This window comes from Streptomyces nogalater (assembly GCF_039532885.1).
Classification (GTDB): domain Bacteria; phylum Actinomycetota; class Actinomycetes; order Streptomycetales; family Streptomycetaceae; genus Streptomyces; species Streptomyces nogalater.
In genome coordinates, this window is sequence record NZ_BAAASM010000057.1 from 38,692 (window position 1) to 55,217 (window position 16,526).

Annotated in this window: 18 protein-coding genes; 8 read left to right on the forward strand and 10 right to left on the reverse strand. The window is 72.9% G+C overall.

Annotated features, from left to right (window positions below):
* Nucleotides 1–103 precede the first annotated feature (103 nt).
* From ABD350_RS31120 to ABD350_RS31150, 7 genes are all read right to left on the reverse strand, one after another.
* Nucleotides 104–856: an SDR family NAD(P)-dependent oxidoreductase gene (locus ABD350_RS31120; protein ID WP_344352269.1), complete on the reverse strand. Its 753-nt coding sequence runs from the start codon at nt 854–856 to the stop codon at nt 104–106.
* Complete coding sequence (locus ABD350_RS31125) at nt 853–1,824, reverse strand: fumarylacetoacetate hydrolase family protein (protein ID WP_344352270.1); 972 nt, start codon at nt 1,822–1,824, stop codon at nt 853–855. The genes ABD350_RS31120 and ABD350_RS31125 overlap by 4 nt, the downstream gene beginning before the upstream one ends.
* A gap of 95 nt (nt 1,825–1,919) precedes the next feature.
* Nucleotides 1,920–2,852 carry a VOC family protein gene (locus ABD350_RS31130; RefSeq protein ID WP_344352271.1) on the reverse strand — a complete coding sequence of 311 codons (933 nt, stop codon included), beginning with the start codon at nt 2,850–2,852 and terminating at the stop codon, nt 1,920–1,922.
* A 4-nt stretch (nt 2,853–2,856) separates the two neighbouring features.
* Complete coding sequence (locus tag ABD350_RS31135; RefSeq protein WP_344352272.1) at nt 2,857–3,858, reverse strand: amidohydrolase family protein; 1,002 nt, start codon at nt 3,856–3,858, stop codon at nt 2,857–2,859.
* Nucleotides 3,855–4,985, reverse strand: a complete 1,131-nt coding sequence (locus tag ABD350_RS31140; protein WP_344352273.1) for an FAD-dependent oxidoreductase — start codon at nt 4,983–4,985, stop codon at nt 3,855–3,857. The genes ABD350_RS31135 and ABD350_RS31140 overlap by 4 nt, the downstream gene beginning before the upstream one ends.
* Nucleotides 4,986–5,009: 24 nt before the next feature.
* On the reverse strand, nt 5,010–5,966 hold the full coding sequence (locus ABD350_RS31145; RefSeq protein ID WP_344352274.1) for a cyclase family protein: 957 nt from the start codon (nt 5,964–5,966) through the stop codon (nt 5,010–5,012).
* The gene (locus tag ABD350_RS31150) at nt 5,963–6,958 is read right to left on the reverse strand and encodes a fumarylacetoacetate hydrolase family protein (protein WP_344352275.1); all 996 of its coding nucleotides are present in this window, start codon (nt 6,956–6,958) and stop codon (nt 5,963–5,965) included. Before ABD350_RS31150 ends, ABD350_RS31145 begins: the two co-directional genes overlap by 4 nt.
* Nucleotides 6,959–7,091: 133 nt before the next feature.
* Between ABD350_RS31150 and ABD350_RS31155 the strand changes: the two genes are divergently transcribed.
* The 4 genes from ABD350_RS31155 (at nt 7,092) to ABD350_RS31170 (ending at nt 9,857) form a co-directional block, all read left to right on the forward strand.
* Nucleotides 7,092–8,009 (forward strand): LysR family transcriptional regulator, encoded by a 918-nt coding sequence (locus tag ABD350_RS31155; RefSeq protein WP_344352276.1) that lies wholly within the window; start codon nt 7,092–7,094, stop codon nt 8,007–8,009.
* A gap of 513 nt (nt 8,010–8,522) precedes the next feature.
* Nucleotides 8,523–8,831, forward strand: coding sequence for a hypothetical protein (locus tag ABD350_RS31160; RefSeq protein ID WP_344352277.1), 309 nt, complete (start codon nt 8,523–8,525; stop codon nt 8,829–8,831).
* 257 nt (nt 8,832–9,088) lie between these two features.
* Complete coding sequence (locus tag ABD350_RS31165; protein WP_344352278.1) at nt 9,089–9,637, forward strand: hypothetical protein; 549 nt, start codon at nt 9,089–9,091, stop codon at nt 9,635–9,637.
* Between the two features lie 70 nt (nt 9,638–9,707).
* A complete protein-coding gene (locus ABD350_RS31170) occupies nt 9,708–9,857 on the forward strand; it encodes a hypothetical protein (RefSeq protein WP_344352279.1) in 150 nt (49 codons plus the stop codon).
* Nucleotides 9,858–9,927: 70 nt separating this feature from the next.
* Here the strand turns inward: ABD350_RS31170 and ABD350_RS31175 are convergent, their stop codons facing one another.
* The 3 genes from ABD350_RS31175 to ABD350_RS31185 form a co-directional block, all read right to left on the reverse strand.
* The gene (locus ABD350_RS31175; RefSeq protein WP_344352280.1) at nt 9,928–10,917 is read right to left on the reverse strand and encodes an alpha/beta hydrolase; all 990 of its coding nucleotides are present in this window, start codon (nt 10,915–10,917) and stop codon (nt 9,928–9,930) included.
* Nucleotides 10,918–10,995: 78 nt separating this feature from the next.
* On the reverse strand, nt 10,996–12,066 hold the full coding sequence (locus ABD350_RS31180; protein ID WP_417801524.1) for an AraC-like ligand-binding domain-containing protein: 1,071 nt from the start codon (nt 12,064–12,066) through the stop codon (nt 10,996–10,998).
* Between the two features lie 426 nt (nt 12,067–12,492).
* The gene (locus ABD350_RS31185) at nt 12,493–13,737 is read right to left on the reverse strand and encodes an MFS transporter (RefSeq protein ID WP_344352281.1); all 1,245 of its coding nucleotides are present in this window, start codon (nt 13,735–13,737) and stop codon (nt 12,493–12,495) included.
* A gap of 463 nt (nt 13,738–14,200) precedes the next feature.
* Between ABD350_RS31185 and ABD350_RS31190 the strand changes: the two genes are divergently transcribed.
* From ABD350_RS31190 to ABD350_RS31205, 4 genes are all read left to right on the forward strand, one after another.
* Nucleotides 14,201–15,052 (forward strand): NmrA/HSCARG family protein, encoded by an 852-nt coding sequence (locus tag ABD350_RS31190; RefSeq protein WP_344352282.1) that lies wholly within the window; start codon nt 14,201–14,203, stop codon nt 15,050–15,052.
* A gap of 201 nt (nt 15,053–15,253) precedes the next feature.
* Nucleotides 15,254–15,646 carry an SsgA family sporulation/cell division regulator gene (locus ABD350_RS31195; RefSeq protein WP_344352283.1) on the forward strand — a complete coding sequence of 131 codons (393 nt, stop codon included), beginning with the start codon at nt 15,254–15,256 and terminating at the stop codon, nt 15,644–15,646.
* 65 nt (nt 15,647–15,711) lie between these two features.
* The gene (locus ABD350_RS31200; RefSeq protein ID WP_344352284.1) at nt 15,712–15,987 is read left to right on the forward strand and encodes a WhiB family transcriptional regulator; all 276 of its coding nucleotides are present in this window, start codon (nt 15,712–15,714) and stop codon (nt 15,985–15,987) included.
* A gap of 61 nt (nt 15,988–16,048) precedes the next feature.
* A complete protein-coding gene (locus ABD350_RS31205; RefSeq protein ID WP_344352285.1) occupies nt 16,049–16,507 on the forward strand; it encodes an SsgA family sporulation/cell division regulator in 459 nt (152 codons plus the stop codon).
* Nucleotides 16,508–16,526 lie beyond the last annotated feature (19 nt).

Here is a 16,526-nt window from a genome sequence, read left to right on the forward strand (position 1 = left end):
CCGCCGATCACGAGCGTGCCCCCGGCGGCGCACCGCACCGCGGCGGCACGGCCCCGACCGGGGGCCGTGCCGAAGACCGGCGGCGGCCTTTCCCCCGGCCGCTCTACGAGGCCCCCTCGCGCAGCGCGTCCGAGACCGACTTGACCCCGCCGTGCGCGGTCAGGCCGCCGTCGACCGGGATCTCGGCGCCGGTGATGAACGACGACTCGTCCGACAGCAGGAATACCACCAGCGGGGCCACCTCGCCGACGGTTCCGGTGCGGCCGAGCGGGGTCTCGCGGATGTTGGCCTCGTGGAAGGCGGGGGCGGCGGAGGCGGTCATCGCGGTCTCGATGTAGCCGGGGTGGATGGTGTTGACGCGGATGCCGCGCGGCCCGAGTTCCAGCGCGGCCGTCCTGGACAGCCCCCGCAGCCCCCACTTGCTGGCGGTGTAGGCCACCGGGTAGTGGGCCGTGAGGGCCGCCGAGGAGCCGACGTTGACGATCGAGGAGCCCGACGGCATCAGCGGCACGAGGTGCTGGATGCCCAGCAGCGGACCGGTGACGTTGACCGCGTGCACCCGGTCGAAGTCCTCGGCCCGTACCGCGCCGACACGGGCGCGCCAGGTGACGCCCGCGTTGTTGACCAGGCCGTGCACCTGCCCGTACGACTCCCTCAGCTCGGCGGCGAGGTCGGCCCAGTCCTGCTCGCTGGTCACGTCGAGGCGGCGGCAGCCGCCTTCCGGCCGTACGTCGGTGCCGATCACCCGCGCGCCCTCCCGGGCCAGCGCCTCCGCCTCGGCGGCGCCCTGGCCGCGTGCCGCACCGGTGACCACGACCACCTTGCCCTGCAGCCGCCCGGCGTGCGGGGCGCTCACGGCCGCTCCCGGGACCGGCGCCGGCCGGCGGGCAGCGGCACCGGGTCCGCGCCGGGCACGACGGTGTTGGACACGCTGCCGATCCCTTCCGCGGTGAGGGTGACGGTGTCACCGGGCTTCAGCGGCGGTGGCGTCCGCTCGCCGCGCACGCCCCACAGCTCGGCGAGGCAGCCACCGTTGCCGCAGGTGCCGGAACCCAGGACGTCCCCGGGCACCACCCGCGTACCGCGCGAGGCGTAGGCGGCCATCTCCTCGAAGGTCCAGCTCATGTTGGACAGCAGGTCCGTGCCGACCCGCTCGCCGTTGACCTCCGCGGTGAGCGCCAGGCGCAGGAATCCGTCGGTGTCCCGGTACGGCTCCAGTTCGTCCGCGGTGACCAGCCAGGGGCCGAGGGTGGTCGCCGTGTCCTTGCCCTTGCAGGGTCCGAGGCCGACGTTCATCTCGGCGGACTGCACATCCCTGGCCGACCAGTCGTTGAAGACCGTGTAGCCGACGATGTGGTCACGGGCCTGCCCGGGGGTGAGGTCGCGGCCCTCGCGGCCGATGACGGCGGCCACCTCGAGTTCGAAGTCCAGCGCACTCGACCCGGGCGGGACGGGGATGTCGTCGTACGGGCCGTACACGGCGTGCGGGTTGGTGAAGTAGAAGGTCGGCGCGGCGTACCACTGCTCGGGTACGCCGGCGGCGCCGTCCACCGAGCGCCGTACGCCCTCGACGTGCTCCTCGAAGGTGACGAAGTCCCGGACGGCGGCGGGCCGGAGCGGCGGCAGCAGCCGGACCTCCGACAGATGCGGGCCGGGCGGCACGTCGAGCGCCGCCGCACCCGCGGCGAGCAGGCCGGGCAGACCGCCGGACTCCCGCAGCAGGCCGGTGAGCGAGGTGACGCCGGGCAGCGGCAGCAGGGTGCCGTCGTCCTCCACGACGGCCACGCGGCGGCGGTGATGGTGTTCGTAGGTGGCGAAACGCATGGTGCGGCTCCTGGCGGGGGAGCCCGGGGGCCCGGCGGGACCGGGTCAGGGCAGGTGGCAGGGCCGGCCGCGCCCCCGGGAGCGAGGGGGTGGGATCAGACCGGCGGGGCGACGAAGACGCCGCGGTCGGGGTCGTTGAACGACTCCTTGGCGACGAATTCGTTCATCGGGTTGGCCGTGCCCCACTGGTCGGTGACCTCGGGCTGCGAGAAGTCGTAGACGTGCGGGTGCCAGGTGTCCTCGTCCAGGCACTCCAGTTCCGTCGTGTACTCGACGGTGTTGCCGTGCGGGTCGAGGAAGTAGGTGAAGGTGTTGTCGCCGGCCATGTGCCGGCCGGGCCCCCAGATCTTCTTGAACCCGGCGCGGATCACGCGGCCGGAGCCGCGCATGTACTCGTCGATGCCGCGCATCTCGAAGGAGATGTGGTGCAGGGAGGTGTGCGGGCCCTTGGCCAGCGCCATCGAGTGGTGCTGGTTGGAGATCCGCATGAAGTGCATGACCTCGCCCATGTGCGGGGAGCTGAGCGTGTCGGAGAGGCGGAAGCCGAGGTGGGTCTCGTACCACTCCCGGGTGCGGTTCAGGTCGGGGGAGTTGAGGACGACATGGCTCAGCTTGACCGGGATCGACTCCTTCTCCGCGATCCTGCGGTGCTGCCGTACCCCGACGTCGGCGGAGACCTCGATGGTGCGGCCGTCGATGTCGAAGAAACGGAAGCCGTAACCGCCGCCGGGGGTGTCCAGCTTGCCCGGCTGGGTGATCAACCGCACGCCGCCGGCGATGAGCCGCTCGGCGAGCGTGTCCACGTCGGCGGCGGAAGCGGCGCCGTAGGAGACCAGGTCGAGGCGCTTCTCCTCGGCCTTGCGCAGCCGCACCACGTACTGCTCCGGGGAGCCCTCGGCGGCCAGGAAGGAGATTCCGGAGTCCTCGGCGACCTTGGTCAGGCCCCAGACGCCCGCGTAGAAGTCGAGCTGCTTGTCGTAGTCGGGCACGGCGAGGTCGACGTGCCGCAGATGGGTGAGCAGACGCATGGTGTCAGTCCTTCCGAAGGAGTGCGGCGGCGTTGCCGCCGCGTACGGCGTGGAAGTCGGCGTCGGCCAGACCGGCCGCGCGCAGTGCGCCGACGGGGTCCTCCGTGCCCATGTCGAAGGGGAAGTCGGAGCCGAGCAGCACCCGGTCCGCGCCCGCGACCCGGACCAGCTCCCGCAGCACGTGCGGGTCGTGGACGAGAGAGTCGAAGTACAGGCGCTTGAGGTAGCTGCTGGGCAGGTGGGCGCAGGCGGTCCCGGCGTCGGAGCGGGCCGACCAGGCGTGGTCGGAGCGGCCGATGTGGGTGGGCAGGTAGCCACCGCCGTGCGCGGCGATCAGCTTGAGGCCCGGGTGCCGGTCCAGGACGCCGGAGAAGATCAGGTGGGAGAGCGCGACGGCGTTCTCCACCGGCTGGCCCACGGTGTTGGACAGGTACCACCGGTCGAGCCGCTCGTCGAGCGTGCAGCCGAAGGGGTGCAGGAAGACGATCGCCCCCGTTTCCCCGGCCCGGCTCCAGAAGGGCTCGTACGCCGGGTCGGAGAGTTCCCGTCCGGGTGCGTGGCTGGAGATCTCCACACCCGACAGGCCCTGCGCCAGGGCGTGATCGAGGGCGCGGACCATGTGTCCGGGATGCTGGAGCGGCACGAGGCCGAGCCCGCGCAGCCGGTCCGGGGCGGCCGAACAGTGGGCCGCCGTCGCCTCGTTGGCGAGCCGGTACACCTTCTTCGCCGTCTCCTCGTCCGCCCAGTAGTGGTAGTGCGAGGGCGAGGGGCTGACCAACTGGACGTCCACGCCCTGGGCGTCCATCGCGGCCAGCCGCACGGCGGGGTCGGTCAGCTTCGGGATGCGCTCGCGCACCATGGGCCCGCTCACGGCGAGGGCCGCCGGACCGTTGCGCCGGGCGTCCAGCGCCTTCGCCTCCGCCAGCCCCGGCCGGCCGGCCACCAGCGCCTCGACCTCGGGGAGCAGCACATGGGCGTGGACGTCCACGGTGGGGGTCCTGCTCACGGCAGCTCCCTCAGCATCGTCATCGTGCGGCCCATCAGGCCGGGAACATCCGCGTCGCGGACGCCGTCGAGCTGCCACTGCCCGATCCGCACGGACGCCTCCACGACCGGGCGGACGCGGGCCACGCGCCGCTCGTAGTACGCCTGGAAGAGGGCGTCGTCCCAGGTGTCCGAGGCGGTCAGCAGCCGGGCGAGCACGAGTGCGTCCTCCAGGGACAGGGCCGCGCCCTGCGCCAGCGTGGGCGGGCAGCAGTGCGCGGCGTCGCCGATCAGCACCACGCGGCCGCGGTGCCAGGAGCCCTCGACCAGCAGCCGGTCGAACCAGGTGTAGTTGACCTTCGCCGGGTCGGTGATGTGTGCGGTGATCTCCGGCCAGTGGCCCCCGTAGGCACGGGCGAGGCGGCGCATCTCGTCGGCGTAGGTCTCCGGCGGGATGGAGGCGCGGTCGCGGTTGGCCTCGACGACGTACGCGTAGAGGGTGGTGTCGCTGGTGGGGCAGTACCCGGCGATGTAGGCCGGGCCGCCGTAGGCGAGGTCGGTGCGGATCACTCCGGCCGGGCGCGGGGCGGCGACACGCCAGATGGCCATGCCGGTCGGCTCGGGCTTGTCGGTGATGCCGATCGCCGCGCGGGTGGCGGAACCGAGGCCGTCGGCGGCGATGACCAGGTCGTACCGGCCCTCGCCGCCGTCGGAGAACCGTACCGAGACCCCGTCGGCGTCCTGGCCGAGGATCTCGGCGGTCGTGCCGAGCCGTACGGTGGCGCCGCTGGCCCGTACGGCGTCGCTCAGGATCCGCTGGAGCTGCGGGCGCTGCATGCCGACGGCGGCGGGCAGGTCGTCGCCGCCCGTGCGCTGGTCCCGGGCGATGTGCAGGACGGTGCCGTCGGGGGCGGTGATGCCGACCGAGTCGAAGGCGAAGCCGGACGCCTCCACCCGCTCCCAGACACTGAGTTCACGCAGGACGCGCAGGGCGTTGCCCTGGAGGGTGATGCCGGAGCCGGCGGTGGCGTTCCAGTCGTCCTTGGCCTCGATGAGATCCACCGTGAGGCCGGCTCGGCGCAGGAGGACCGTCGCGGCGTTGCCTGCGGCGCCACCGCCGATCACCAGGACCGTGCGGGCTGTGCTCATAAGGGAACTCCCTTGTTCCGTTCGTTACTTGACGGCGATCGGGTTGACGGGGGAGCCGACCGCGCCGGTGATGGGAAGAGGCGCGGCGGTGAGCCAGAACGCGTGCACGCCGTCGGCCGCGCAGTCCTCGGCCAGCGCCTCCAGATCCCACATCTCGCCGATCAGCAGCCCGATATGGGGGATGGCGACCTGGTGCAGCGGCTGGAAGGCGTGCTCGAACTCGTTCGGGCGGACCTCGAAGCCCCAGGTGTCCGTGGCGATCGCGGCGATCTCGGTCGCGTGCAGCCAGCCGGCCGTGGTGAACGACAGACCGGGCGCGGGGCCGCCGGCGTAGTCGCCCCAGCCGTCGCGGCGGGCCCGCGCCAGCTGCCCGGTGCGGACCAGCACGATGTCACCCCGGCCGACGGCTACCCCGTGCGCCTCGGCCGTCGCCGTCAGGTGCTCCTCGGTGATCGCGAACCCGTCGGGCAGCTCCCCGTCGTCGCCGATCACCCGGCCGACGTCCAGCAGCACACCCCGGCCCGCGACATGCGGCGCCATGTGCTCGATCCCGGTGACGAGGTCACCGTCGGAGGTGACGACCTTCTCGGCGTCCCGCCCGTTCCACGCCTTGCCGTGGTCGAAGATGTGGCCGAGCCCGTCCCACTGTGTCGAGCACTGGAGCGGCATCGCGATCACGTCGTCGGCGCCGCCGATGCCGTGCGGGAACCCCTGGTTGCCGAGGGCCGCGTCGGTGCCGGTGTCCAGCATGGTGTGCACCGGGTTGGTGCGCCGCCGCCAGCCCTTCTGCGGGCCGTTCATGTCGAACCGCTGGGACAGCGAGAAGCTGACGCCCCGCCGCACCAGGGCCGCGCCCTCACGGCGCTTGTCCTCGTCCAGGAAGTTGAGGGTGCCAAGGACGTCGTCCGCGCCCCAGCGTCCCCAGTTGGAGCACGCCTTGGCGGCCGCGGCGATCTCGCCCTCCGGGTCGTGGCGGTTCACTCGGCGCCCTCCGCCACACACCGGGTGCGCTGGACGCCGAGCCCCGTGACCGTGCCCTCCATGACATCGCCGTCGCGCAGCAGCCGGCCCCAGTGCATGCCGTTGCCGGCCGGTGAACCGGTCAGCACCAGGTCGCCGGGGAGCAGGCGCGCGGTCCGGGAGACGTACGACACCATCCGCGCGACCTTGAAGATCATGTCCTTGGTGGACTCGTCCTGCATGGTCTCGCCGTTGAGTGTGAGCGTGACGCGCAGGTCGTCCGGGTCGGCGATCGACTCGGCCGGCACGATCCACGGGCCGAGCGGGGTGAAGCCGGGCGCGTTCTTGCTGCGCAGCCAGTCGGTGCCGATCTGCGGCATGTCCCGGCGGAAGACGGTGGCCCGGTCGGTCAGGTCGTTGGCGATGGTGTAGCCGGCGATGTACTGCGGCGCTTCCTCCACCGGGACCCGGTAGGCCGGCCTGCCGATCACGACCGCCAGCTCCAGTTCCCAGTCGGGCTGCTTTGCCCAGGCGGGCAGGACGACGTCGTCGTACGGGCCGGTGATCGAGGTGGGCAGGCCGATGAAGACGTACGGCAGGTCCTCCGCGGCCCGCCGGTCCATGATCTCCGCGGCCTCCGCGCGCCGTTCGCTTACCGGCCGGTCGTCGCCGGGAGCGCGGTGGGCGACGTGCAGGTCGATGACGTGCTGCCGGTAGTTCGCGCCCGACTGGAACACCTGCCGCGGCGCCACCGGCGCGTGCACGCGCAGTTCGGCGACGGCCGTGCGGGCCTGGCCGGTGTCGGCCGCGACCGCGCGCAGCCGCGGCAGGGCCGTCTCCCAGCGGTCGAGCACGTCCAGCGTGGTCAGCCGTTCGTCGCCGAAGACGCCCCGCAGATCGAGGGCTTGGCCGTCGGGGGTGACGAGGGCGGGGAAGGCCGGCCCGTCCGGGGCCGAGAGGGTGGCGAGGGCGAACGGCCCCGCGAAGAGCGCGGACGAGGATTCGGGTTTCACGGACGTGTCCTCCTGATTGCGGTGGGACTAATCTGGACCCGCTGCCCGTGATCAGGGAAATAGATTCTGTGGATGGCTGGCATCCACGCGGTTTATTTCCCCCGCTCGTCGCCCTACCGCAAGGGACCCCTCCGTGAACCTGGCCCGTCTCGATCTCAACCTCGTCGTCGCCCTGCGCGCCCTGCTGGAGGAGCGGAACGTCACCCGGGCCGGGCAGCGGGTCGGACTGAGCCAGCCCGCGATGAGCGCGGCCCTGGCCCGGCTGCGCCGGCACTTCGACGACGACCTGCTCGCCCGCGTCGGCGGCCACTACGAGCTGACCGCGCTCGGCCAGGTGCTCCTGGACCGCACCTCCACCGCCTACGACGTGCTCGAACGCCTCTTCTCCAGCCAGGCCGACTTCGACCCGGCCCGGGAGAACCGGGAGTTCAGACTGGTGGCGTCCGACTACGCCGTCGCCGTCTTCGGCACCGAACTCGCCCGCGTGGTGCACGAGGAGGCCCCCGGCATCAGGCTCCGCTTCACCCAGACCCCGCCGACCGTCGTCGACGACACCGCGACCCTGCTGAGCGCCACCGACGGCCTGCTCATGCCGCACGGCGTGATCAGCGGTTTCCCCGCCACCGACCTCTACGACGACCGCTGGGTGTTCCTCGTGTCGCGGGACCATCCCGGCGTCGAGGACCGGCTCACCCGGCGCGACCTGGCCCGGCGGCCGTGGGTGACGTACCAGCGCACCTACGACGCGCCCGCCGTGCGCCAGTTGGGCATGCTCGGCATCGAGCCGCGCGTCGAGGTCTCCGTCGACAACTTCCAGCTCCTGCCGCTGCTGGTCGCCGGCACCCGGCGCATCGCCTTGATCCAGGCACGGCTGGCTCGGCTGCTGGCGCCGATCGCCGCCGTGCGGGTGGTGGAACCGCCGTACGAGGCGGTGCCGCTGCGGGAAGCGCTGTGGTGGCACCCGGTGCACACTCATGACGCGGCCCACATCTGGCTGCGCGAGACGGCCGCGCGGGTCGGGTCCCGCCTGCCCCGCCCGGCCGAGGAGTGACACGATGCGGCCCCCCGGGCCCCTGACAGACGCCGGTGGCCGACGCTCGGTGGCACGCTGCCCGGACGCCGACGCGCCACCGGGCTTGGCCGCCGGGCTCCCGACGCGCTCTCTCTGCTCCCGCGCCACGAGATGTACACCTGGTCCGGCGGATTCTTAGTCGGCTGCGACTTCACCGGCCGGTTCGCGCAGCCCTGGCACCGCCGGCATGGTGAACCCGGGGCTGTTCCTGCCCCAGACGGACCCGGGTGTGTCATCGGCGGCGGCCGGGCCGGCGCCGGGAAGCCCCCACGGAAGACGGATCCCTGTGGCCCCAAGCGCGGTCTGTCCCGTGCGGGTGCCGGTCGGGGCCGGGGCCGGCAGGCCGCGTGTGAGAAAGCGGCTTTGACGGCACTCGCCAGGGGCGGGCCGCCCGACCTGAGCGGGCGTGCCGGCCGGACCGTGGCGCAGCACCCGGGTGGAGGACGGTGCCGAGGTGACCGAGAGCAGCCCTCTCACGGAGTGGACCAGCGGGTGAAGAGCGGGAAGCGGTACGCCGTCGCCGCCTCCGGGCAGTGGACCGACGAGGAGGACGGCCGCCGCAGGCTGCCCGCCGGCGAGGTCCACGCCTGGGAGCCGGGCCGGAACGAGACCGTGTGCGGACTGTCCCTCAGCCGCTCGCGCCTCGCGCGCTTCCCGCACGTCGGCTGGCCGGAGACCTTCCCGGAATCCGGCGGCGCGGCCGACCGGGTGCGACGGGTGTGCCGCCGCTGCGCCTCCGTGGCCGGACGCCGCGGCGGCGACGCGCGCCCACGGTGGTACCGCGTCCGCCCCCGCCCGTGAGCACCGCGTCCCTGATGCGGTACAACGCCCCACGCGTCCGTGCCCGGATCCGGCAGGCGGCGGGTACGAGGGGTGACCCGCCGGCGCGGGAGTGTCACAGGCCGGCCGACCCGCACATCGCGGGGCGCTATCGCGGTACCCGGGACGGCCTGGACCGACCCGAGGACGGAAGACGGTGCCGCAGACCGACGACGAGCTGCTCCGCGATGATCCGTCGCTCACCCACGGGACCCCCCGGCAACCGAAGGAGGCCGCAGATGACGAACACCCCTCCGTCCTCTGGTGCGACCCGGCACCGTCCCACCGGACGGACTGCCGGCACGAAGCTGCTCGGCATCTATCTCAACGACCACCTCGCCGGTGCCGCCGCCGGCACCCAACGCGCCGCTCGCCTGGCGCGCACCGCCCGGGGTTCGGCGCTCGGCCGCGCGATGGAGCCCGTAGCCGCCGAGATCGCCCAGGACCGGACGGCGCTGCTGGACATCATGCGGGACCTCGGCGTTCCCGTGCGCCGTTACAAGGTCTGCGCGGGCTGGACGGCCGAGAAGCTGGGACGGCTGAAGCCCAACGGCCGCCTGGTACGGCCCTCGCCGCTCGGCATCCTGCTGGACCTGGAAGCCCTGCGGCTGGGCGTGGAGGGAAAGACGGCCTGCTGGCAGACCCTGCGCCGGCTCGGCGCCGCCGACGAACGCCTGGACCTCGCCCGGCTCGACACCCTGCTCGAACGAGCCCGGCGGCAGCAGGAGAGCATCGAGGAGTGGCGTGTCCGCCAGGCAGGGGAAGCGCTGGCCGCGACAGCCGGCTGAGTGCGTGGTCCAGGGGTGAAGCCGAAGGACCGTACGGGGCGCCCAGCAGCACGGTCGGCGTTACATCCCCATGCTGCTGGACCGGCCGGCGGCCGGGGAGCCGGGCACGGCCCACCTGGCGACCCACACCGTGCCCCTGGACGAGGCGCCGCGCGCCTACGAGATGGTCAAGGCCAGGAGCGACGGCTGTGTGCGGGCGGTGATCAGGCCGGGCGACTGACGGAGACCCCCGCGGGCGCCCCCGCCCCGTTCACCGCCCGCGTATCGCCCGGCGCGCTGCCGGCCCGCCCTCAGTCGCGTGGCCGGTGCAGGGCGACGTGCACCGTGTCCACGACCTGGATGAGGGCAGCCCGGGCGGCGTCCGTGTCGCGCAGCGGGCCGAGCCCCATGAAGCCGTGGACGGTGCCGTGGTACCGCATCGAGACCACCGCGACACCGGCCGCGCGGAGCTTCGCCGCGTACGCCTCGCCCTCGTCGCGGACCACGTCGGCCTCACTGGTGACCACCAGCGCCGGGGGAAGCCCGGCGAGCTGTTCCAGGGTGGCCCGCAGCGGTGCCGCGGTGACCTCGTCGCGCTGCCGCGGATCGGGCAGGTACTGGTCCCAGAACCAGCGCATGGTCTCCCGGGCGAGGAAGTACCCCTGGGCGAACTCCTGGTACGACGGGGTGTCGAAGTCGGCGTCGGTGACCGGGTAGAGCAGCACCTGGTGCACCAGCCGTACCCCTCCGCGCTCCTTGGCGAGCAGGGTCAGCGCCGCCACCAGGTTGCCGCCCGCCGAGTCGCCCACCGCCGCCATCCGGGTCCCGTCCAGACCGATCTCGCCACCCCGCTCGCAGATCCACTTCGCGACCGCGTAGCACTGCTCCACGGCGACCGGGTACCGGGCCTCGGGGGCGCGTGCGTAATCGACGAACACCACGGCCGCGTCCATACCGAGTGCGAACGCGCGCACCAGGTGCTCATGGGTGCGGGCGTCGCCCAGGGCCCAGCCGAGGCCGTGCAGGAACAGCACGACCGGGATCGGGCCGACGCTGTCGACGGGTCTGACCACCTGCACCCGCACATGCCCGGTCGGCCCGCCCGACAGGGCCAGCCACTCCGTGGAGGTGGCCTCGTCGTCGAAGGGGTCGGGTCTGCCGTACAGCCGGGCCAGGTCCGCCCGCGCCTGTTCCAGGTCCGGGGCGTGTGCCGACGGCGGGCAGGAGTGCTGGGCCACGAACGCCCGGGTGGGGTGGTCCAGAACCGGCTGCCGCGCGGAGGAAGGGGCGAAGTCGGTCACACGGTCTCCTGCCGGGAGAGGCAATGGGCTGACGGGGCGAGGCGGTTCGGCGTATCCGGCCCGCTTCGGTCGGGCACCCTACCCGCTGCACGGCAGCAGGCCGGTGTCCGGTAGTCCGGTACTGCCGACAGCGTTGTCAGCCGCGGGACCGGTTCCGGGTGCGGGCGCGTCCGCCGGGGACCGTCCGTCCGCGCCCCGGGCGGTGCGCAGGCTGCGCCATTCGCTGGGGGTGACGCCGTACGCGGCACGGAAGGCCCGGCTGAAGTGGGCGGGGTTGACGAAGCCCCACCGCTGGGCGACGGCGGACACGGTGGGGGCCGTTCTGCCGCGGCGGGCCAGTTCCCGGCCGCACTCCTGGAGGCGGCGCTGCTGGATGAGCCGGCCGACGGTGGTGCCCTCGCCCTCGAAGAGCCGGTGCAGATACCGGACGGAGATGTGGTGCGCCCGGGCGATGCCCTCCGGCGACAGGCTCGGATCGCCCAGGTTCCGGTTGATGTGGTCGCGGACGCGGTGCAGCAGATGCCCTCGGGCGGAGTCCGGGCTCGCGGCGTCCTGGTGGGCCCGCTCGGTGATGAGGGTGGCGAACAGGTCGACCACGTGGCCGGCCAGCCGGTCCGCCACGGCCGGCGGGTAGGCGGACGCGGAGGAGGCCAGGGTGGCCAGGAACGGCAGCAGGACCGCGCCGAAGCCGTCCCCGGTGCCGATGGCGGCGCCCGTGACCGCGCGGATGTCGGTGTCCGGGACGCCCAGCATGCGGCGGGGCAGCTGGAAGACGTGCGTGGTGAACCGCTGCGGATAGTCGAAGGAGTACGGCCGGCTCGTGTCGTACACGAGGAGGTCGCCCTCGCCGACCTCGGCCCGCCGGCCGTCCTGGACGAAGGTGGCCGTTCCGGATATCTGGACACCGACCGCCACCAGTGCCGCGGACGAGCCGGCGATCAGCGCCGAGGTGCGGCTGGCCCGCTTGGGGTCGGCCTCCATGGTGGAGACCTGGAGGTACCCGAAACGGTCGGTGGTGATCCGGCCGGTGAACGGACCGTTGCCGCGGGGCGCCACGGTCATCGGCACCAGAGCCCTGCTCACCGCGTCGTTCCAGTAGGCCACCTTGTCCCGGTCGGGCACCGAGGCGGTCGTCAACATCCAGCTCAACTCTCCTCCTCAAGGGGAAGCGACTCCGGGAAGCGGGACGGGAGGGCGAACGGCCGCGGCCTCCCGGGAGACGATGGCCGGTGCCCCGGCGGGACCGCCGGGCCCGGCCTACGGGCAGCGATTCCGCCGGAGCGTGACCGGGCCGCTTCGGCGGGGCCCGGGTTCCGCCCGCACGGCTGAGCCAAGCAGCGCGGGGCTCCCCTCTCCAGGCAGAAACACAGGCAGAACTCGGCGCGGGAGGCCCGGGGCCGACGCCGTGCGGTGACGGAACAGGGCCGGGCACGGAGAGGAAAGAAGCGGACCCGGCGCCGGCCCGTCGTGCGGCGCGGGGCCGGCGGGCCGCCGGGCCCCGGTCCCGCGCGGCCCGCGACCGGCCCCCTCGGCCCCGGCAGGCAGGTGTGCGGCAGGGGGATCATCGCCGCCGGCTCACGCGTTCGCCGTGCCCTGTTCCGCCGTCGAAGGCCGGCGGCGCTCGGTGCTCCAGTAGAGGAGGGCGAGGAGGGGAAGGGTGGCGCCGAGGACGGTCAGGGCACTCCAGCCTCCGGCGTGGTAGACGACGGAGCCGAGCTGGGAGCCGGCGGCGCCGCCGGCGAAGAACATGGCGATGAAGGCGCTGTTGAGGCGGGCGCGGGCAGCGGGGTCCAGCTGGTAGACGGTGTGCTGGCCGAGGATGAGGCTGGCCTGGACGGCCACGTCGATGACGATCGCGGCCAGGGCGAGTGCGATGACGCTGTGTCCGCCGAACCCGGCGAGCGCGAAGGCGAGGGCGGCCACCACGAACGCGATGCCGGTCATGGGGCGTACCAGCCCGCGGTCGGCCCAGTGCCCGGCGAACGGGGCGACGGCCGCGCCGGCCGCGCCGACGAGGGCGAACACACCGACCCCGACCGACGAGTAGTGGAAGCGGGGGCCGGTCAGGACGAAGGAGACCGTGGTCCAGAAGGCGCTGAACGCGGCGAACATGGCCGCCTGGTACAGGCCGCGGCGCACCAGGGCGGGGTGGGCGCGGACGAGTCGCAGGGTGGAGCGCAGGACCTGGTGGTACGGAAGGGTCGTGGTGGGCGCGTGCTGCGGCAGCGCGGCGCGCAGGGCCACGGCGAGCACGGCCATCAGCGCCGCGGAGCCGAGGAAGACGACCCGCCAGCCGGCGAGGTCCGACACCAGACTGCTCAGCGTGCGGGAGAGCAGGATCCCGGTGAGCAGGCCACTCATCACCCGGCCGACGACACGGCCCCGGGCATGGTCGGGGGCGAGGCCGGCGGCGAAGGGCACCAGGATCTGGGCGACGACCGAGGTGGCGCCGCTGACCAGCGACGCGATCAGCAGCATCGGGAAGCTGGTGGCCAGTCCCGTCGCCAGGAGGGCGAGGGTGGTGACCGCCAGGAGGACGGTGATCAGGTTGCGCTTTTCGAGGCGGTCGCCGAGCGGCACCAGGAAGAGCATGCCGATCACATAGCCGACCTGGGTGAGGGTGATCAGCGCGCCGGCCGTGGCCGTGCTGGTGTGGAACACACCGCTGAGCGTGGACAGCAGGGGCTGGGCGTAATAGAGGTTGGCGACCGTCATGCCGGAGGCGACGGCCAGCAGCGCCACCAGCCAGCCCGGCACGCCCTGGGAAACCTCCGCGGCCTTCGGCCGGCGCGAGCTCTGGGCGTCGGTTGATGCGGACATGTAACACCTTCTTGACTAGGCGAGCCGTGGAACGGACTCGGGCGGAAGCGCCGTGCGGTGGCCGGCGGCCTCTTCGCCGCCGTCACGCAGGTGCAAGCGCCGGGCCGCCTCGCATGCTTCCTCACCTGGAGCGATGGTTCGCGAAGTCAGTCATCTCGTTTCGAGATGGACTTCGACGGGTGGGGGCCGCGACGGACCAAGTCTCACCGACGCCCCGTCCGGATGTGGCCGTGCGCGTCCGGCCCGGGCACCGGTGGGCAACAGGCGGTGCGTTCCAGGGCAATGAGGACGCCCCCGCGCGCGGCGGCAGGGCGGGACATGACCCTGCGCGCACACCGCGCGCCGCACAGTGCCCTGTTCCGGCCCCGTGGGCCGACCGGCGAGCGGGGACGGCCGCCGCGGCGGATCATGGCCGTAGGCCCACTGGGGGCCCGAGACGCACACGCGAGCAGAGGAGTCTTCGATGGTCGACGCACCGGTGCTGGTGCTGGCGGCAACCGGCGGCCAGGGCAGGGCCGTGACGGACGCCCTGCTGCGCCGCCGGGCCCGGACCCGGGTGCTGGTCCGTGACCCGGGGCGCGCGGCAGCGCGCGAACTGGCCGAACGGGGAGCCGAAGTGGTGGCGGGGTCGTTGAGCGACCGCGACTCCCTCGCCGCGGCCATGCGCGGGGTGGCGGGCGTCTTCGCGTACACCACCCCCTTCGAGGCCGGGGTGGAGGCGGAAGTGGGCCAAGGGCGCGCGATCCTCTCCGCCGCGACGCGGGAGCGCGTCCCGCACCTCGTGTTCAGCTCCGTGGCAGGAGCCGACCAGGACAGCGGCGTACCGCACTTCGAGAGCAAGGCGCGCGTCGAAGCGGACCTGGCATCCGGCGACGTGCCGTACACGGTGCTGGGGCCGACCTACTTCTTCGACAACGCGCTGGGCGGCGAGGAGCGCATCCTCGACGGCTTCCTCGACCTGCCGCTGCCCCCCGACCGGCCACTGCAACAGCTCGCCCGTGCCGACCTCGGCGCGTTCGCGGCGGAAGTGATGCTCGACCCCGCTCCCTACACCGGGCAGCGCATCGAGTTGGCCGGCGACGCGCCCACCCCCGCGGACATGGCGGCATCGCTGGGCAAGGCGCTGGGAAGGGAAGTCCGCCACGTACAGACGCCCTTGGCGGCGATCGGCAACCCGGACATGCACGCAATGTGGGCCTTCCTCGACGGCCCCGGCTACCGCGTCGACATCCCCGCACTCCATGACGCCCACCCGGACATCCGCTGGACCCGCTTCGCGGACTGGGCCGACCGTGCCTGGGCCGTCGGGCGCTGAACCGGCCGCCGGGGGCGGGGCCCGCGCACCGGGCGGGAGCTTCCGCCTGGCGCAAGTCGGGCGGAAGTGCTCGTTTGGGCAAAGCCCTGTGCGTTCCCCGGCAAGCCGGCCGGACAGCGAGCCCTAGGGTCATAGGAAGTAATCGCATTTTCTGTTTCGAGGGCCCTTATGAAACAACGCCTCAGCACGGTCACGTGCCCGATGACGGCACATGTCAGTGCCCTGAAGAGGACATCGTTGCCCTTGCCGGCGGAGTTGCATTACGGGAGCACCGACCCCTATGCCGTCCGGCTTTCCCTTGGACCGTCGACCGGACCGCCCGTCACCTGGGTCTTCGCCCGTGAACTGCTCGCCGAGGGATTGACACGGCCCGCCGGCCCCGGTGATGTGCAGGTGCTTCCCTGGCATTGCCGCACACCGCGCACCCTCCGCATCGTCCTGAGCAATGGGACGGGTACGGCGCTGGTCGAACTGGCGGCCGCGGAGGTGGCCGCGTTCCTTCGGCGGACTTTCGACGTGGTGCCTCCCGGGACCGAAAGCGAGCACCTGGACCTCGACGGCGTCATCACCGCACTCACGGGAAGAAGCGGCTGACCGCGAGGTGAACGCCCTGACGAAATACCTCGTCTGACACGGCCGTGCCATGGAAGGAGAAGCCGATGAAGATACGGACGGAGCCGATCGCGCGGGTATGGGAATGGCAGGCCGACGCCGCCTGCCGCGGCATGGACAGCTCGGTCTTCTTCCCGCCCGCCGGTGAGCGGGGCCGGGCCCGCCGACGGCGCGAGGACGCGGCGCGAGCGATCTGCCGCAGCTGCCCGGTGAGCGGTCCGTGCGGTCGCTTCGCCCTGGCGTCCCGGCAGCACTACGGCGTCTGGGGCGGATACACCGAGACCGAACGCCGTTCCGCGGTCCGTGTGATGGACCGGAAGTAGCGAGCGGGCGTCCGCCCCTGGCCGGCCGTACTACGCCCCTATGTCGAAAGGCAGTTCCGTCATGAACCCCCACCCGCTTCCGGAGGAGGGCGTACGGCCACCGGACGGCGTCGTCGCCCTGACCGTCACGACCAACCTGGTGATGAGCCGGACCGAGGCGGTGCCTCTTGCCGTGCGCTTCTCCTACGACCGTCTGCACCCCTTCACCGTGCTGCTGGACATGCCCAGGCCCGGCGGCGGGGGCAGCGCCCGATGGTCCTTCGCCCGCGAGCTCCTGCAGTCGGGGATGCACAGACCATCCGGGGAGGGCGATGTGCGCGTCTGGCCGCCGTGCCGCTGCAACAACAGGGCCGACGTACGGCTCTTCCTGCGCGACGGTACCGGCTCGGCTCTGCTGGATGTGCCCAGTCAGCCGCTGCGTGAATGGCTGGTACGCACATGGGAGGCCGTCCCGCCCGGCGAGGAGAACGCGTGGATCGACTGGGACACCCTCGTGGGAAGACTCCTCGGCGACCGCTGAGTGCCCGGTGGACAGGACG

Coding starts and splice junctions, on each gene's coding strand:
- ABD350_RS31125 (WP_344352270.1), bottom strand. CDS start 1,824: ATGCGTTTCGCCACCTACGAACACCATCACCGCCGCCGCGTGGCCGTC.
- ABD350_RS31130 (WP_344352271.1), bottom strand. CDS start 2,852: ATGCGTCTGCTCACCCATCTGCGGCACGTCGACCTCGCCGTGCCCGAC.
- ABD350_RS31140 (WP_344352273.1), bottom strand. CDS start 4,985: ATGAGCACAGCCCGCACGGTCCTGGTGATCGGCGGTGGCGCCGCAGGC.
- ABD350_RS31165 (WP_344352278.1), top strand. CDS start 9,089: ATGACGAACACCCCTCCGTCCTCTGGTGCGACCCGGCACCGTCCCACC.
- ABD350_RS31170 (WP_344352279.1), top strand. CDS start 9,708: ATGCTGCTGGACCGGCCGGCGGCCGGGGAGCCGGGCACGGCCCACCTG.
- ABD350_RS31185 (WP_344352281.1), bottom strand. CDS start 13,737: ATGTCCGCATCAACCGACGCCCAGAGCTCGCGCCGGCCGAAGGCCGCG.
- ABD350_RS31190 (WP_344352282.1), top strand. CDS start 14,201: ATGGTCGACGCACCGGTGCTGGTGCTGGCGGCAACCGGCGGCCAGGGC.
- ABD350_RS31195 (WP_344352283.1), top strand. CDS start 15,254: ATGACGGCACATGTCAGTGCCCTGAAGAGGACATCGTTGCCCTTGCCG.
- ABD350_RS31200 (WP_344352284.1), top strand. CDS start 15,712: ATGAAGATACGGACGGAGCCGATCGCGCGGGTATGGGAATGGCAGGCC.
- ABD350_RS31205 (WP_344352285.1), top strand. CDS start 16,049: ATGAACCCCCACCCGCTTCCGGAGGAGGGCGTACGGCCACCGGACGGC.